The organism is uncultured Bacteroides sp. (genome assembly GCF_937912035.1).
GTDB lineage: Bacteria > Bacteroidota > Bacteroidia > Bacteroidales > Bacteroidaceae > Phocaeicola.
Genome location: NZ_CALDPF010000031.1, coordinates 130,827 through 147,439 on the forward strand (window position 1 = coordinate 130,827; position 16,613 = coordinate 147,439).

At 38.8% G+C, this 16,613-nt stretch carries 14 protein-coding genes; 10 read left to right on the plus strand and 4 right to left on the minus strand.

What is annotated here, in order from left to right:
- Positions 1-13 precede the first annotated feature (13 nt).
- Positions 14-3,517, plus strand: a complete 3,504-nt coding sequence (locus Q0486_RS06185; RefSeq protein ID WP_299231257.1) for an Eco57I restriction-modification methylase domain-containing protein — start codon at positions 14-16, stop codon at positions 3,515-3,517.
- Here Q0486_RS06185 and Q0486_RS06190 read toward each other — a convergent pair.
- Positions 3,510-4,337 carry a TaqI-like C-terminal specificity domain-containing protein gene (locus tag Q0486_RS06190; RefSeq protein WP_299231259.1) on the minus strand — a complete coding sequence of 276 codons (828 nt, stop codon included), beginning with the start codon at positions 4,335-4,337 and terminating at the stop codon, positions 3,510-3,512. The two genes, Q0486_RS06185 and Q0486_RS06190, sit on opposite strands and share 8 nt — an antisense overlap.
- Positions 4,338-4,523: 186 nt before the next feature.
- Between Q0486_RS06190 and Q0486_RS06195 the strand changes: the two genes are divergently transcribed.
- From Q0486_RS06195 to Q0486_RS06205, 3 genes are all read left to right on the plus strand, one after another.
- On the plus strand, positions 4,524-5,123 hold the full coding sequence (locus Q0486_RS06195) for a master DNA invertase Mpi family serine-type recombinase (RefSeq protein ID WP_299231261.1): 600 nt from the start codon (positions 4,524-4,526) through the stop codon (positions 5,121-5,123).
- Between the two features lie 220 nt (positions 5,124-5,343).
- A complete protein-coding gene (locus Q0486_RS06200) occupies positions 5,344-5,712 on the plus strand; it encodes a hypothetical protein (protein WP_299231263.1) in 369 nt (122 codons plus the stop codon).
- A gap of 311 nt (positions 5,713-6,023) precedes the next feature.
- The gene (locus Q0486_RS06205; RefSeq protein ID WP_299231265.1) at positions 6,024-6,680 is read left to right on the plus strand and encodes a hypothetical protein; all 657 of its coding nucleotides are present in this window, start codon (positions 6,024-6,026) and stop codon (positions 6,678-6,680) included.
- Between the two features lie 174 nt (positions 6,681-6,854).
- Here the strand turns inward: Q0486_RS06205 and Q0486_RS06210 are convergent, their stop codons facing one another.
- Positions 6,855-7,478 (minus strand): hypothetical protein, encoded by a 624-nt coding sequence (locus Q0486_RS06210; protein ID WP_299231267.1) that lies wholly within the window; start codon positions 7,476-7,478, stop codon positions 6,855-6,857.
- Between the two features lie 245 nt (positions 7,479-7,723).
- Here Q0486_RS06210 and Q0486_RS06215 point away from each other — a divergent pair, with 245 nt between their 5' ends.
- The 4 genes from Q0486_RS06215 to eptA all read left to right on the plus strand — a co-directional run bounded on the left by Q0486_RS06215 (position 7,724) and on the right by eptA (position 13,211).
- Positions 7,724-9,031 carry an anaerobic C4-dicarboxylate transporter gene (locus Q0486_RS06215; RefSeq protein WP_299231268.1) on the plus strand — a complete coding sequence of 436 codons (1,308 nt, stop codon included), beginning with the start codon at positions 7,724-7,726 and terminating at the stop codon, positions 9,029-9,031.
- Between the two features lie 174 nt (positions 9,032-9,205).
- Positions 9,206-10,402 (plus strand): threonine ammonia-lyase, encoded by a 1,197-nt coding sequence (gene ilvA / locus Q0486_RS06220; RefSeq protein ID WP_299231270.1) that lies wholly within the window; start codon positions 9,206-9,208, stop codon positions 10,400-10,402.
- 68 nt (positions 10,403-10,470) lie between these two features.
- Positions 10,471-11,682, plus strand: a complete 1,212-nt coding sequence (locus tag Q0486_RS06225; RefSeq protein ID WP_299231272.1) for a hypothetical protein — start codon at positions 10,471-10,473, stop codon at positions 11,680-11,682.
- Positions 11,679-13,211, plus strand: a complete 1,533-nt coding sequence (eptA, locus tag Q0486_RS06230; protein WP_299231274.1) for a phosphoethanolamine--lipid A transferase EptA — start codon at positions 11,679-11,681, stop codon at positions 13,209-13,211. The genes Q0486_RS06225 and eptA overlap by 4 nt, the downstream gene beginning before the upstream one ends.
- Positions 13,212-13,318: 107 nt before the next feature.
- Here the strand turns inward: eptA and Q0486_RS06235 are convergent, their stop codons facing one another.
- Together Q0486_RS06235 and Q0486_RS06240 are read right to left on the minus strand one after the other, a co-directional pair.
- On the minus strand, positions 13,319-14,131 hold the full coding sequence (locus tag Q0486_RS06235; RefSeq protein ID WP_299231276.1) for a Cof-type HAD-IIB family hydrolase: 813 nt from the start codon (positions 14,129-14,131) through the stop codon (positions 13,319-13,321).
- Between the two features lie 124 nt (positions 14,132-14,255).
- Entirely contained in the window at positions 14,256-14,474 is a 219-nt protein-coding gene (locus Q0486_RS06240; protein ID WP_235328012.1) for a winged helix-turn-helix domain-containing protein, read from the minus strand.
- Positions 14,475-14,690: 216 nt separating this feature from the next.
- Between Q0486_RS06240 and map the strand changes: the two genes are divergently transcribed.
- Together map and tsaD are read left to right on the plus strand one after the other, a co-directional pair.
- Positions 14,691-15,545 (plus strand): type I methionyl aminopeptidase, encoded by an 855-nt coding sequence (gene map, locus Q0486_RS06245; protein WP_299231281.1) that lies wholly within the window; start codon positions 14,691-14,693, stop codon positions 15,543-15,545.
- A 27-nt stretch (positions 15,546-15,572) separates the two neighbouring features.
- Positions 15,573-16,598 (plus strand): tRNA (adenosine(37)-N6)-threonylcarbamoyltransferase complex transferase subunit TsaD, encoded by a 1,026-nt coding sequence (gene tsaD / locus Q0486_RS06250; protein WP_299231284.1) that lies wholly within the window; start codon positions 15,573-15,575, stop codon positions 16,596-16,598.
- Positions 16,599-16,613 lie beyond the last annotated feature (15 nt).

Consider the following 16,613-nt stretch of genomic DNA (forward strand, 5'->3'; position numbering starts at 1 on the left):
ATAATTTAGTAGTATGGAATTTAACAAAGCATATAACCGACAGGATTTTGTAAAGTTTTTGCAGAACAGTTTTTTGCCTAATGATTATATCCCATCTGAGGAAGAAGTATTATTCAGAACCCAGATGAAATATTCCACTGAGGCAGTGAAATTAGGTACATGTGAATCACTTGATTTGGTAGTATATGAAGTAAAGCACAGTTCAAAAAATGATGCGCGTGTTTCACTTTCCAAAGAGGCTTTCAGAATGCTTGCAGATGAATCGAAAGACAGGGCATTGGTAGTATTCGTACCGGAAGACAGTAATGCCAATTATCGTTTTTCATTTATAGAGATAACGCTTGATATTAAGGAAGATTCTTCCAAAGTATCATACAATTACAGTAACCCACGCAGATACAGTTATTTCTTAGGTGAAGGAATAGCCTATTATACGCCAAACAAATATCTGAATGAAAAAGGCAGAGTGGTAAGCAAGGAAGACTTGTTAAGCCGTTTTTCTGTGGAAGTTCTGACTAAAGAGTTCTATCAGGAACTTAGCGACTGGTACGCTTGGGCTATCAAGATTATACGTTTCCCGAATGATATCAACGATAAGGAAGATGATGCCAAGTTCAATAATGAGGGTGCAATTCGTCTTATTACACGTCTTATATTCGTGTGGTTCTTAAAGCAGCGTAACCTTATCCCGAATGAATTTTTTGATGAAAAATATATTGCTGATAATCTACTGAATGATTTCGCTCCAAACAGGCAGACAGGGCTGTTTATGCAGAAGTCATTGGAAAGTAAATATTATAAGGCCATACTTCAGAATTTGTTTTTTGCTATGCTCAACAGTCCTATAACGGCAGAAGGAAGTAAAGAAATGTCTGAACGCCATTTCAGAAAAGGACAGGGTGACTATGACAATAACAAATTGATGCGCTATGAATATTATTTTCAGAATCCACAGCTGTTTGTTGACTTGGCTAACACAACTGTCCCGTTCTTGAATGGCGGTCTGTTTGACTGTCTTGATGATAAGGATAACGGTATGTATTACGATGGCTTTAGCGACCGTGAGACAGTCAGAAAATCGCTTGTAGTTCCTGATTTCCTTTTCTTCGGTGAAGAAGCTGGTAAAAACATAGACCTTTCAGAATGGTATGGTGATAAGAAAAAGAAGAAAGTTTCTGCCCGTGGTATCATAGATATATTGAAGCGTTATAACTTCACTGTAGAAGAAAATACACCTTTCGATAAGGAAGTTTCGCTTGACCCTGAATTGCTTGGAAAAGTATTCGAGAATCTTCTTGCATCATTCAATCCTGAAACACAGACCACGGCACGTAAGCAGACAGGCTCATTCTATACTCCACGCGAGATAGTGCAATACATGGTGGATGAAAGTCTTATAGCACACCTTAAACGTACTGTAGGTGAAGAACTTGAACCTCAGTACCGTCAGTTAATGCAATATTCTGATGATGAAGTGGAACTTTCTTCCGAACAGCGTAAAAACATTATGCAGTCATTGTATAACTGTAAGATACTTGACCCTGCATGTGGTTCCGGTGCTTTCCCAATGGGAATACTGCAACAGATGGTACATATTCTTAACCGCATAGACTCGAATAATGAAATGTGGAGGGAAATGATGTATCAGAGAGCTATCAGTGATACTTCTGATGCATATCGTAATTCTTCCGATGAAGAACGTAAAGAGTTGGTAAAAGATATTGAACGTAGTTTTGACGAAAGCATAAACCGTCCTGATTATGCCCGAAAACTATATCTGATAGAAAACTGTATATACGGAGTTGATATCCAGCCTATAGCTATACAGATAAGTAAGTTACGTTTCTTTATATCGTTGGTAGTTGACCAGAATACTAATACAGACCCTACAGATAATTTTGGCATACGTCCGCTTCCGAATCTTGAAGCGAAATTTGTAGCGGCCAATACTCTTATTGGATTGCAGAAAAAGGATGCTTCTCTGTTTGATAGTGAAGCTATAAAAGCAAAGGAGAATGAATTGAAGATTGCCAAACATAAGATATTTGGAGCAAAGACAGTCCGTACCAAGCGTAAATATCGCCAGATAGTAAATGATTTACGTCTTGAAATAGCCACTCTGTTAAAAGAAAATGGGGCTGTTGGAAATGATGAGGCAAGAGAATTGGCTTCATGGGATATGTTCGACCAGAATTCATCATCGCCTTTCTTTGATCCTGAATGGATGTTTGGGGTGAAGGATGGGTTTGATATTGTAATTGGTAATCCGCCGTATGTTCAATTACAGGCAAATGATGGAGCTCTTGGAACAATGTATGAAAAACTGAATTATGAAACATTTGTTAGAACAGGTGATATTTATTCACTTTTTTATGAAAGAGGATACCAACTTTTGGTCTGTAAAGGACATTTGTGTTATATTACATCAAACAAATGGATGAGAGCTGCATACGGAGAGAAAACGAGAAAGTTTTTTGCAGAGAAAACAAATCCAAAAGTATTAATAGATTTTGCCGGAGTAAAAATCTTTGAAAGTGCTACTGTTGATACAAATATATTGTTGTTTTCAAAGGAAAAGAATGAGGGTAAAACTATTGGTGTTTTAGCTAATAAGTTATCTAAAAATAGTATAAATAATTTGAGCGTTTTTGTTCAGCAGAATGCTTCTGAATACAATTTTAACAGTTTAGACTCATGGGTGATTTTATCTCCTATAGAACAAAGTATCAAGCGTAAGATTGAGGCTATAGGTACACCACTAAAAGACTGGGACATTAATATATATCGTGGAATTCTTACCGGTTATAATGACGCTTTTATTATTTCTACAGAAAAACGAAATGAAATATTAGATAATTGTCAGACAGAAGACGAACGAACTCGTACTGCTGAACTTATACGACCGATTTTAAGAGGACGTGATATCAAACGATATGGTTACGATTGGGCAGATTTATGGATTATCAATACCCATAACGGCATCAAAGGGAAATTGACACGAGTTGATGTTAATGAATATCCAGCTATAAAGGCACATTTAGACCAATATTGGGACAAAATTTCCAAACGTACTGACAAAGGTGATACTCCCTATAATCTGCGTAACTGCGCTTATATGGAGGATTTTTTTAAGCCCAAAATTATATTTCAAGAGATAGTACAGAGTAGTCAATTCTTTTATGATGAACACACTAATTATATGTGCAATGATACTGGAAGAATTATCGTAGGTGAACATTTACCTTTTATTCTTGGAATCCTTAATAGTAAGATTTTCTTTTATGCGGTAAAAAAGTATTATGGAGGAGGAATCTTAGGAGAACATGGTATAAGAATGAAACATACATTCTTTGGCAATTTCCCCTGTTTACCATATAATAAGAATATTGAGGATATTGCCAAAGAACTTTCGATACAATATAATAGTAGTCTTGCTGATAAATTAGAGGATATTATAAATTCTGCTTATTCTTTTACAAAAGATGAAATATTAGAAATACAAGATGAAATTATATAATATCCACAAAGCCAATCGCTTCTCGTTCTTCAGTAGTGAGGTTATATAAGTTAAAAAGCCGTTCATCTATTTGGATGGCTTTTTCTTTTGAGTACTCCCTTTGAATATCATAAACAAGCTCTACAAATTTTTCATTATCTTCATCATTAACCTGCAGAACAGGAATTCTGTCAAAAAAGATCTTACTCATTTCACGAGTTCCACCTTGTAATTCTGGGAATGATTCACGGAAGCAGAATTTAAATAATGAAGAGTTGAAAAAAGCTGTAAGATATGCTAGACTTTGACCTGTGATAATAAAACACTTTTGATTAGTATAATAGGCTTTGTTGTCATATACAAACGGCATATACTTTGTCATGTTTGGATAAATAATTTTTGGTTTCAAGAAATCCTCCCAATAGTTTGCACCCCATCTTTGCATAGCATACCATTCGTAACGAATACCCGTTTCTGCTTTATTACGTTTGGATAAAGGTTCTTTGTATTGAAGCATGTGTGTATAAACTGCAGGATATTGTTCCTTGAATGCTTCTTCTGCTTTCTCTGAAGCACCAGTTATTGTAGTGTCAAATTGAAGAGGGAAATGCCAAGGGATATATATAATATACAATCCTACCCATTCGTATGAATAGCGTTTTATATCCCTACCACGCAAAATCGGTCGTATAAGTTCAGCCGTACGACTGCGTTCCTCTTCAGTTTGGCAGTTGGCAAGAATTTCGTTCCTCTTTTCAGCACTAATGATAAACGCATCATTAAATCCAGTTTTAATACCATAATTGATTTGAATATTCCAGTCTTTAAGAGGTGTACCCACCGTCTCAATTTTCCGTTTTATACTTAGTTCTATTGGTGACAATATGACCCATGAATTGGAGTTACTGAAGATACATTCCACGCAATTCTGCTGAACAAAAACGCTCGTATAATATGGTATAATAAATCATATAATATTATTTGATGTATTTTTATATGATAAAGTTTATAATTAATAATTAGAGATATGATATACGGATACATTAGAGTAAGTAGTGACAAGCAGACAGTAGAGAATCAAAGATTTGAAATTAATAATTTCTGTAAGAAATCAAATCTGGAAATTGATGGATGGATTGAGGAAACAATCAGTGGTACAAAGAACTATAATAAAAGAGAACTTGGACGATTACTAAAGAGAATACAAAAGAATGATTTGATTATATGTGCAGAGCTTTCTCGTTTAGGTAGAAACCTGTTTATGATAATGGAAATTTTAAATATTTGTATGACTAAAGAATGTAGGGTATGGACTATTAAAGATAATTATAGATTAGGGGATGATATTCAAAGTAAAGTTCTTGCATTTGCTTTTGGCTTGTCTGCGGAAATTGAAAGAAATTTGATAAGTCAAAGAACAAAAGAAGCATTAGCAAGAAAAAGGTCGGAAGGTGTTGTTTTGGGAAGGCCTAAAGGTAGGAAAACTCAGCCGGAAAAGTATAAACTTTTTACAAAACACAATCTTATTCGTGAATTATTGGCAGCTCATGTCTCAAAACGAAAAATAGCAGATATATGTAAGGTCGATAGAAATACTCTGGCAAGATATATAGAGTGTTTTATGTGATATTTAAAGTTTATTTTTTATTGGATGTAATGATAATGTTGTATGTTAAAATGGTTTGTAAAATAAATATCTTTACAGTTTGGATATAAAGTAAAATGGAATATAATTAATACATAAAAATATATTATGATTGATTCCTCATAACTTTTATAGTATATTTGTGAATAATTATTTTGTTAAAAGTTGAAACTTTATTAATAATTTGAGAAATGCTTTTATAATGAAAGAATATAGTACAGATAACGAAAATATTATAGATCAGATTTCTGAGCCTTTGTCAAGATGGGGCGGACAATGGACTGAAGATAAACTTGATACATTTGCTAAATATGTTAATGCATATTTGACAATAATGAACAATAATCGCTATAGGTATAATTGGAAACTGATTTATTTTGATGGATTTGCCGGCAGTGGTTCAAGATATGAAGAAACAAATTCGACATCGGAATTGTTATTGGATTTGTTTGACGATGATGCTATAAACTGTGATGAAATTAATTTGTATCAAGGGGCTGAGGAACGTATTCTTTCTATAGAACAAGAAGGCTTTGATTATTACTATTTTATAGATAAAGATAAATCATGAATTAAAAGAAGCAGGATTTTTTAAATAAAAAATGGGGGTGCACTGTAAAAGGAACTTATTAATTCTGTCTATATGGCAAACCTCTTTTAATTTTTAAGATATTGAAAAATATAAAAGTATGAATGAATACATTTTGCAAATGTTTTTAATGACTATTGCAAAGTGTTTGCATATTGGCTGATAGGTGCTTAACGAACATATAAGTTCTATACCTTATAATCGGTTATTATAAGTTGTATTGCTTATAATATTTACATATGCAGATAGGGCTGATATATATGAATTGAAATGATAAACTATAAAAAAATAATATGACAGATATTTATATAAACAATAGAATCCGTCTGGATAGATTTGGATTAAGAGTAAAGGATTTGTCAAATCATTTGACGGAGTTACATAAAAGACAGGGTGATATTGATGGCGCGTGTGTAGTGTATAGCGTTATTATGTCTTTGTTATGCTTGGGGTATATAAACGGTAGTGATATTGATGTTTATGATTCATCTGCAAAGAATGGCAAGGAGGACAAAGATAAATTCCTAAATCATTTATTGAGAGAGCAAGGTTTTATTATTGATGGATATTATTTGTCTACAATGGCAAAGGAAATCAGAAAGTTTCTGCCGGACTTGAATGTTATGTACCATAGAAAGAAAAGTAATTTTATGGAACATATCTTTAATTATGTAGAAGAGGATAATCCAGTGATAATAACCGTTGTTAATTCTCAAATGAATCATGCTGTATTGGTAATTGGTGTGGAATGTGATGAGAATGATGATTTGACGAAATTGTTTTGCCTTGACCCAAGCGAACCATTGGATGGTATATCATACTGGAATTGTATAATAGATACGAGTAAAGGGATAGATGAAAATTCTGTTTGTTGGTACATTACGAATAGTGTAAAGAGTAAAGTGGAGATAAAAGAGATTATGGCATTGGAGGAGGGATTTCTCTATTAAAAGGTGTTTCAGATTTATTCTTCGAACGGCGTTTAAACGATGTTTAAATGTTATTTAAATGCTGTTTAAATAGCAAAGCCGGTCATTCGGAAAATCCGAACAACCGGCTCATTTTAAAGTAGAGAATGTATGAAAAAACTAATCTTAAATGATTGAAGTGGTATGTTAGTATGTTTAGAATTTGAAGCTTACACCGGCAGTTACGAATCCTTTAGTTCCAAGACCTGCTTCTACGAAACCGCCTACACGGTTGTTACCTACTCTAAGTGCGATAGGGTTTACCTGATATGCAAAGTCGGTGTTGAAGGTTGATTTGCCAGCTGTTGTACCCTTGGCAAGGGCTGTTTCTGTATGTCTTGACATGTTTACGCCTGCTGCAGCTGAACCGTAGAGTTCAACGAGTCTGCGCTTGAAGTAAACAAACTCAGCGGTAGGGAGAACCAGGAAACGCAAATCTTTCTCTTTTATCGAAGGTGACTTTTCACCTGCCAATGCGAGTTTGCTTGTTGTCATTCCGAATCCGAGGTCGGCACCCAATCTGAATCGGTTGATGCTGTAACGGTAGCCAAAACCGTATGTGAGGCTTGTTTTACTGTCTGAACGTTTTGTACCTAATACGGCATCAGCGATACCCATTCCCAAGATGTCTGATGTTCCTTGTGTGAGTCCGTCGCTTACTGACAGGCGGATATCATGCTTTCTGTCTTCGGATACGAAATCATTTGTAGAGTTCTGTGCGTTTACCATATTTACACCTGCTACCATTAATAAAGACAATGCTAAAAATTTCAGTTTCATAATTCAAATAGTTTAGTTAAGTTAGTATTTAATTTTTCTTCATTTCTTTGTTTCTTTCACTGGTATAACGCAGGTAAATGGAAAAACCCCTATCCGGTGAAGAAAAAAATTATTTTTCATGGTAATGGTATCAGACATATTGCATAAACGGAATTCTTTGTCTATTTTTGGCACTGTCATAATCGATGGATTAAAATACCTTGTTTACTATTTTTCACTTGCTAAACTTGATTAAATAAGCTTATATGTTATTACAGTTATTGATTGTTTTGATCGCAATAATTATCGGAGCCAGGCTGGGAGGTATAGGCTTGGGAGTGATGGGTGGTGTAGGTCTGGCCTTTTTGATATTCGTGTTTGGCCTTCAGCCTACGGCTCCTCCTATTGACGTAATGCTGATGATTGTAGCGGTTATTTCGGCTGCTTCTTGTATGCAGGCTGCCGGTGGGTTGGACTATATGGTGAAGCTGGCCGAAAAGGTTTTGCGTAAGAATCCTTCACACGTAACTATTCTGAGTCCGATTGTTACGTATCTCTTTACTTTCATTGCGGGGACAGGGCATGTGGCTTATTCTGTTCTTCCTGTGATAGCAGAAGTGGCGCGTGAAACCAAGATTCGTCCGGAACGTCCGTTGGGTATCGCTGTCATAGCTTCGCAGCAGGCCATTACTGCCAGTCCTATTTCGGCGGCTACCGTGGCCCTGTTGGGGCTTCTGCATGGTGTGACACTTTTTGATATTATGATAATTACTGTGCCGGCTACTCTTGTTGGTGTGCTGGTAGGGGCGTTCTGCTCTATGAAAGTAGGTAAGGAACTGCTGGATGATCCTGAATACCTGCGCAGAGTGAAAGAGGGGCTTATCAGTGATGAAAGTGTTAAGACTGCTGATGTGGCTAATGTGAACAAGGCTAAATGGTCTGTTATCATATTCTTGTTGGCTACGTTGCTGATTGTGCTTTTCGGCTCTATCAGTGAGATGCGCCCTACGTTCATGGTAGAAGGAAAGGCTGTATCAATGGATATGCCGGCTATTATCGAAATACTGATGCTGAGTGCTGCTGCACTGATTCTACTGGTTCTGCGTATTGATGGTATAAAGGCTGTGAGTGGTAGTGTGTTTCCTGCCGGTATGCAGGCTGTGATTGCTATATTCGGTATTGCATGGATGGGAGATACTTTTATTAAAGGTAACATCGGGCAGCTTACAGGTTCTATTGAAAGTATTGTGCAGAGTATGCCATGGTTATTTGGACTGGCTTTGTTTGTCATGTCTATTCTTCTTTACAGTCAGGCAGCTACTGTGCGTGCCATTGTTCCGTTAGGACTGGCATTGGGTATTTCGCCGTATCTGCTTATTGCACTGTTTCCTGCAGTAAACGGATATTTCTTCATACCGAATTATCCTACTGTGGTGGCTGCTATCAACTTTGACCGAACCGGTACTACCGGCATTGGAAAGTATGTATTGAACCACTCGTTCATGATGCCTGGATTGGTGGCTACAGGGGTAGCAATAGCTACGGGTATGCTGCTTGTTTCTGTCTATTTCTGACTTTGTCTTTTACGTGAGTATAACGCAGACTTATGGAAAAAACTCTATGGGGTGAATAAAAAAATATATGTTATGGCAATAGTATTATAAAAAGAAGTATTTTTGCGCCCGTAATGATAAAGTGATAGGTAAATAGTAATAAACTAGACAAAAGATTAAAAAGAAACAGTTTTTATGATAACATTAGACAGTATTTACAGAGCATCGTTTGCCCTAAAGAATATAATAAGAAGAACTGATCTTATATATGCGCCTCAGATAAATCCTGAAAGTCAGATATATCTGAAACCGGAGAATCTACAGTATACAGGTTCTTTCAAGCTGAGGGGCGCATGCTATAAAATTGCTTGCCTGACTGAGGAGGAGAAGAAGAAGGGAGTGATAGCATGTTCGGCTGGAAACCATGCACAGGGAGTCGCTTTGGGGGCGACCAAGAATGGGATAGACTCGCTTATATGTTTGCCGGCAGGAGCTCCAATATCGAAGGTGGAAGCTACGAAAAGGTATGGCGCAAAGGTTTGTCTTGTGCCTGGAGTGTATGACGACGCTTATCAGAAGGCTCTTGAACTGAAGGAGGAGAAAGGATATACGTTTATTCATCCGTTTGACGATGAGTGTGTGATAGCAGGACAGGGTACTATCGGTCTGGAACTGTTGAACCAGTTGCCGGATGTGGAAGCTGTGGTGGTTCCAATCGGTGGAGGTGGACTTATTTCGGGTATTGCATACGCTCTGAAATCATTGAATCCGGATGTGAAGGTTTATGGTGTGCAGGCTCAGGGTGCGGCAAGTATGCTTCGTTCTATTGAGAAGGCGCACCGTGAGTGTCTGCCTTCTGTCTCGACTGTGGCAGACGGTATAGCGGTGAAGGAACCGGGAGAACATACGTTTGAGATTTGCAGCAAGTATGTGGATGGAATAGTGACTGTGACCGAGGATGAGATCTGTGCTGCTATTCTTGCATTGATGGAGCAGCAGAAGCTTATCGCTGAAGGGGCGGGGGCTGTAGCTGTAGCGGCTGCTATGTTTAATAAGGTGCCTGTGGCAGGAAAGAAGACTATCTGTGTGGTGTCGGGCGGAAATATTGATGTTACTATCCTTAGCCGTGTAATCAGCAGAGGGTTGGATATGTCGGGACGTACTTATACTGTGACACTCGACTTGCACGACAAGCCGGGTGAGCTGAAGGGTGTGGCAGAAATTATTGCAAATCTTGGAGGGAATATCATTTCCGTGCTTCATGAGAGAAACAACAATACAAGTAATGTCACTGCTTGTTTCCTGCGTCTGGTAATGGAGACACGTAACGCAGAACATATAGCACTGATAAGGGGCGCACTGGAACAGGCGGGATATTCTATTGTGGGTTAACGGTTGTTTTATGGCAAAGAAAACTGTATATTTGCCGGACATTGACAACTCAAAATAAACTGGATATTATGAAAAGAATTTTTTGTAAAGCAGGTGTCCTACTGCTGAAGTTTGTAGGTGTAGTGTTTTTTATAGCTCTGTTTGCTATTGTTGTGACCAGCGTCAGTCCTGTGTATAACTTCAGCGAGGCGAGACCTTTCAGCGGACCGGATATTTTCAATCCATACGCATCGTTGGAAGGAGTGGATTCTATTCCCTGGAAGAGGGCAAACTTTCATACTCATACGCGTGTGAAGGGGATTTTCAACGAGTGTGAGTATTGGCCAGACCAGACTGACAGTGCATACAGAAAGTTCGGGTATGATATTGTTACTTTTTCAAATCATAATGAACTGACGGTACATCCGTATGACACCGCACTGCAGGTGAATGTGTATGAGCATGGGATTAACCTGTTCAAATATCACAAGCTTGTGTTCGGATGCGATAGGGTGAACCGATTTGACAATCTGCTGCCCCTGTTCGTGTTTCAGAAACAGTTTCAGCTGGATTTGCTTGGAAAGGAATCTGATTTCATGCAGATGAATCATCCTTTAAGAACGGGAGGTACTTCCAAATTCCAGATGAGAAGGCTGGAGGGATACAGACTTATGGAGCTGGATAGCGGAAAGAGTACGGAGAATGAGTATTGGGACTGGGCTTTGAGCGCAGGCAGATATAGTTTTGGACTTGCAAACGATGATTTACATTATCCGGACAGGTCAAGTAGAATGGCTGTGAGATGTAATTTCCTGTATTGTCCGTCAGCAAGGTATGAGGATATCAGGGAGACATTGCTTAGTGGTGGATATTATGCTATGCGTGTTCCTGATTATGGCCATGGAGACTGGGCGGTGAAATATGCCAGAAACAGAAATTTGCCTTCTGTGAAGGAAATCGGTCTGGACAGTACTACTGTATATATTTCTCTGTCGCAGAAAGCTGACAGTATTAAATTCACAGGGCAGAATCATACTACTCTTGCTCTGAACAGGAATGCAATGAAGGCTGAATATGATATGAAGCCGGACGATCCGTATGTGAGAATTACTGCATATTTCCCTGACGGTGAGGTGATATATTCAAATCCGTTTGCAAGATATGATGCTTCTGTTTCGGAGACTCCATACAGAGAACCGGCAAATACTGTGAACATTCCGCTTACTGTACTTTTTAATCTTGTTGTTCTGGTATTGAGTGGCGGGGTAATTGTATTGTTTTATAAAGTGTATTTTAAATGAGAAATTTTTTTAAGGAAAGAGTGTCTCTGGCTCGTGCGGCAGGAGAATTGAGTGTTTTTACGCTTATTGCGTATCACTGGCCGTTTTTCAGCCATGTGGTTGAAAATATCAAGGCGGATTTTAATGGGGTTCTGATAACTGTCGGACTTGTATTGATAATGCTTGGCTTGAATTATTTTTTCTATTATCTCGTGCTGTTTCTCGGACGTGTGGTGGGGAAATGTATTCTTGGTTTCCTTTTCTTGGGAAATGCTCTGTGTCTTTATTTTATAAATACTTATCAGGTGCTTGTCACGGACAAGATGATGGGGAATGTTTTCAACACACAATACTCTGAGGCTTCTGGGTTCTTCTCATGTCAGGCATTGCTGTATATTCTTCTGCTGGGTGTTTTGCCGTGCATTTATCTGTATAAAAGAAAGTTAGATTATGGCAAGCCGAAACGTTTCTTTGCAAATATCGGTGGTTCGCTTGGCATTGCCATTATTATCGCTCTTGTGAATATTCAAAACTGGCCATGGATTGACCGTCATGCAACGCAGTTGGGTAGTTTGCTGATGCCTTGGTCGTACACGGTGAACTCGATACGTTTCTATAATGCGGAGAAGAAGAGAAACCGCAAGGCTATTCAGTTGCCAGACGCAAAGATTGCAACGACTTCAAAGGATGTATGTGTGCTTATAATAGGCGAGTCGGCAAGAAGGGAGAATTTCTCGCTGTACGGATATGACAGACCTACAAATCCTTTGCTGGAGAAGGATAGTGTGACGGCGCTGGTGGCTAATTCTGCAGCTACTTATACTACGGCTGGTGTTAAAGCTATTCTGGACCATAAAGAAACAAACAAGCTTTATGAGATTCTTCCTAACTACCTGTTCCGCAATGGCGTTGATGTGGTGTGGCGTACAGCCAACTGGGGTGAACCTCCTGTACATATTGATAAGTATTATAAAATCAAGGATATAAAGAAAATGTATCCTGAAGCGGACGATAAATATGACGGTGCATTGCTTGCCGGACTGAAGGAGGATATACTTTCGTGCGATAAAGACAAGATGTTGGTGATTCTGCATACCAGCACAAGTCATGGTCCGACGTATAATAAGAAATATCCAGCAGAGTTTGAGGTATTCACTCCGGTGTGTACCACTGTGGAGATGGCAAAGGCGGACAAGCAGGAGCTGATGAATGCTTATGACAATACTATTGTGTATACGGACTATCTGGTGCATTCGGTGATAGATATTCTTCGCGGAATACCGGAAAGACGCGGATGTGTGATGTTCGTATCTGATCATGGTGAGTCTCTGGGTGAAGGAAATCTGTATATGCACGGTGTTCCAATGGCTGTGGCTCCTAAGGAGCAGGTGGAAATTCCTTTCATCGTGTGGACTACGGACAAGAATATGAAGATTGATGCAAGCCGTGAGGTGGGACAGTATCATGTTTTCCATAGTGTATTGTCTTTCCTTGGTATTGAAAGTCCGATATATGACAAGGAGAAGGATATTTTTTTCAAACGGCAGTAAACGGGTAGGGTAATAAGTTTATTTGAAATATGAAAAAAGAGTGCAAAAACGGGATTAGGTTATTCGGTTTTTGCACTCTTTTGTATTTTTATAATTATGAATCTGGATTAATCTTCATTCATGAATTTCTCTATGGCATACGCTGCACCATCTTCTTCATTGGTAAGTGTGATAAAGTCGGCGTTGTCTTTTACTATCTGCTGTGCATTGCCCATGGCTATTCCCATACCGGCATATTTTATCATTGAAAGATCGTTGAACCCGTCGCCTATAGCTATCATTTCGTCTTTTGTCATACCAAGCTCCTTTAGCAGTACGGCAAGCGACTGTGCCTTGTCTATTCCTTTAGGAACAAGCTCAAGAAAATATGGTTCTGAACGGAACACGCCCATACGGTCTTTCAGATGTTCATACATCTCTTTTTCGAGTTCAGCAAGGCGGGTTGGCTCGCCAACGATAAGGCATTTGGCTATAGGATGTTTTACCGCTTCGAGGAAATTGTCTACCTTCTTGATCTTCATTACATTCAAGAGGGCTTCCTTAAGTACATATTCATCGTCAGGATGTTCAGTAAGTACGTATTCGCCATCGTATGTCACTATGGCAAAATTGTTGTCCTTTGCGCATTGGTATAGGTATGGAAGAATTTCCTGGTCCAAAAGGTTTTTATACATAAGTTCGCCGGTCTTCCAGTCGATAATTTCACCTCCGTTGTAAGCCAGTATATAACCTTCATATTTTGAAAGCTGCAGTTTTTCTGCCAAAGGAACAATTCCGTAGGTTGGACGTCCTGATGCCAGAACAACTTTTATTCCCTGTTCCTGTGCGCGGATAAGGACTTCAAGCGTGTGAGGGGTTATTTCTTTTTTTGTGTTGGTGAGTGTACCGTCAAGGTCTAAAACGATGATTTTGTATTTCATAAAATGTTATTTGGTGTTTTGTTCTGATTTTGTTGCAAAGGTACAAATTTTGACATTAAATAAAAAGCCTCGTACGAAACTTAGCGTTCTGTACGAGGCGTGGAATTAAACTATTGACTGTATATCATCCAATGTAAACATTAACGTTCAGAAATAGTGTGTCGTGCTGATCGCTGATGTCAAAATCAATCTTGTCTTCTCTGGCCAGCCAGCCAATAGCAGCATTTAAATCTCTGTCTGTTAAACCTGTTGCTGCTTTCAGCTGTTTGTAATCCCAATGTGCATTGTCTTTCAATTTGTTCCAGACAATTCCGGCATTTCTGCCGATTTGATACTTGTCCATTTTGGTATGTTTTAAATTGTTATTAGAATAAGGTTATGACCTTTGATTACAAATATAGACTTATTGTATCAGAATAAAAAGATTTGTTCTTCTTTTGTTACTGTGTTAATTGTATTTTTAGCATTTTTTAATATAGAGGGAGAAAACTATTACATAATGGTTTCCTGTCTAAGTTGATTTTTACTAACTTTGCAATGCATTTTCAATATTGATTTTATGATAAGGAACAAAATAAACTGGAGGGTGCCTAAAGGCGCCGAACTGACTGAACTGGATAAGAAAGTTCTTTATTTTCAGAATAAAGGGCATCTGGTTCCTTCGAGAAAGCTGATTAAAACTCCTGAACAGATTGAAGGTATACGCCGAAGCGGACTTATTAACACTGCGGTTCTTGACCTGGTGGCAAGCGAGATTAAGGCTGGTATGAGTACGGCTGAAATTGACAAAATGGTGTATGATTTTACTGTTTCGCATGGGGCAATTCCTGCTCCTTTGAATTATGAAGGATTTCCAAAAAGTGTTTGTACTTCCATTAATGAGGTGGTGTGTCACGGTATACCGTCGGAAGATGAGATTCTTGAGGAGGGCGACATAATAAATGTGGATGTTTCTACTATCCTTGACGGGTATTATTCTGACGCTTCGCGTATGTTCATCATTGGGAAAACATCTCCGGAAAAAGAAAAACTGGTGAAAGTGGCTAAGGAATGTCTTGAAATAGGTATGCAGGCGGCTACTCCTTTCGGATTTGTTGGTGATATAGGTAATGCCATTGAGAAACATGCCAAGAAGAACGGTTTTTCTGTGGTGAGAGACCTGTGCGGTCATGGTGTGGGACTTGAGTTCCATGAAGAACCGGATGTGGAACACTTCGGAAGAAAGGGTACAGGAATGCTGTTGGTGCCGGGAATGGTATTTACAATAGAGCCTATGATTAATATGGGTACATATAAGGTTTTTGTTGATGAGGAGGATGACTGGACTGTGGTGACCGAGGATGAACTTCCGTCTGCACAGTGGGAACATACTTTCCTGATGACAGAAAACGGACTGGAGATACTTACTTATTGATTTCAAACTTTAATATTATAGATTATAATGGATAATGTCGTTATATTAGGTATAGAGTCGTCGTGTGATGATACTTCGGCTGCTGTGATACGTGACGGTGTGTTGCTGTCGAGTGTGATTGCCAGTCAGGCTGTACATGAAGCATACGGTGGGGTGGTTCCGGAGCTGGCTTCGAGGGCTCATCAGCAGAACATCGTGCCTGTAGTGCATGAGGCTTTGAAAAGGGCCGGGGTGCAGAAAGAGGAATTGAGTGCGGTGGCTTTCACCCGTGGACCGGGTCTTATGGGTTCGTTGTTGGTTGGAGTTTCTTTCGCTAAAGGTCTTGCCAGGTCGCTTGATATTCCTATGGTGGAGGTAAACCATTTACAGGGACATGTGCTTGCACATTTTATTAAGGAGTCTGGCGAGGATAATAACCAACCTAAGTATCCTTTCCTATGCCTGCTCGTTTCTGGTGGTAATTCGCAGATTATTCGTGTGAATGCTTACAATGATATGGAGGTGCTCGGTCAGACCATTGATGATGCTGCGGGAGAGGCTATCGACAAGTGTTCGAAGGTTATGGGGCTCGGTTATCCTGGAGGTCCGATAATTGACAGGCTGGCGAGACAGGGTAATGCTTCGGCTTATTCATTCAGCAAGCCTCATATCCCTGGATATGACTATAGTTTCAGCGGACTGAAGACTTCTTTCCTTTATTCGTTAAGGGAATGGCTTAAGGATGATCCTGACTTTATAGAACATCATAAGGAAGATCTGGCAGCTTCGCTTGAGAAAACTATCGTAGATATTCTTATGGATAAACTTCGTAAGGCCGTGAAGGATACAGGTATAAACGAAGTGGCTGTGGCAGGCGGAGTGTCGGCAAATAACGGACTGAGAAATGCATTCCGCGAACATGCAGCAAAATATGGCTGGAACATTTATATACCTAAATTCGGTTATACTACGGATAATGCAGCCATGATTGCCATTACAGGATATTATAAATTCCTGGATAAGGATTTCTGTTCTATAGATAAGCCTGCTTATTCAAGAGTGACAATAAAATAAATGTAACAATATAAA

Coding starts and splice junctions, on each gene's coding strand:
- ilvA (WP_299231270.1), top strand. CDS start 9,206: ATGATAACATTAGACAGTATTTACAGAGCATCGTTTGCCCTAAAGAAT.
- Q0486_RS06200 (WP_299231263.1), top strand. CDS start 5,344: ATGAAAGAATATAGTACAGATAACGAAAATATTATAGATCAGATTTCT.
- Q0486_RS06240 (WP_235328012.1), bottom strand. CDS start 14,474: ATGGACAAGTATCAAATCGGCAGAAATGCCGGAATTGTCTGGAACAAA.
- eptA (WP_299231274.1), top strand. CDS start 11,679: ATGAGAAATTTTTTTAAGGAAAGAGTGTCTCTGGCTCGTGCGGCAGGA.
- Q0486_RS06225 (WP_299231272.1), top strand. CDS start 10,471: ATGAAAAGAATTTTTTGTAAAGCAGGTGTCCTACTGCTGAAGTTTGTA.
- Q0486_RS06185 (WP_299231257.1), top strand. CDS start 14: ATGGAATTTAACAAAGCATATAACCGACAGGATTTTGTAAAGTTTTTG.
- Q0486_RS06215 (WP_299231268.1), top strand. CDS start 7,724: ATGTTATTACAGTTATTGATTGTTTTGATCGCAATAATTATCGGAGCC.
- map (WP_299231281.1), top strand. CDS start 14,691: ATGATAAGGAACAAAATAAACTGGAGGGTGCCTAAAGGCGCCGAACTG.
- Q0486_RS06210 (WP_299231267.1), bottom strand. CDS start 7,478: ATGAAACTGAAATTTTTAGCATTGTCTTTATTAATGGTAGCAGGTGTA.
- tsaD (WP_299231284.1), top strand. CDS start 15,573: ATGGATAATGTCGTTATATTAGGTATAGAGTCGTCGTGTGATGATACT.
- Q0486_RS06195 (WP_299231261.1), top strand. CDS start 4,524: ATGATATACGGATACATTAGAGTAAGTAGTGACAAGCAGACAGTAGAG.
- Q0486_RS06235 (WP_299231276.1), bottom strand. CDS start 14,131: ATGAAATACAAAATCATCGTTTTAGACCTTGACGGTACACTCACCAAC.
- Q0486_RS06205 (WP_299231265.1), top strand. CDS start 6,024: ATGACAGATATTTATATAAACAATAGAATCCGTCTGGATAGATTTGGA.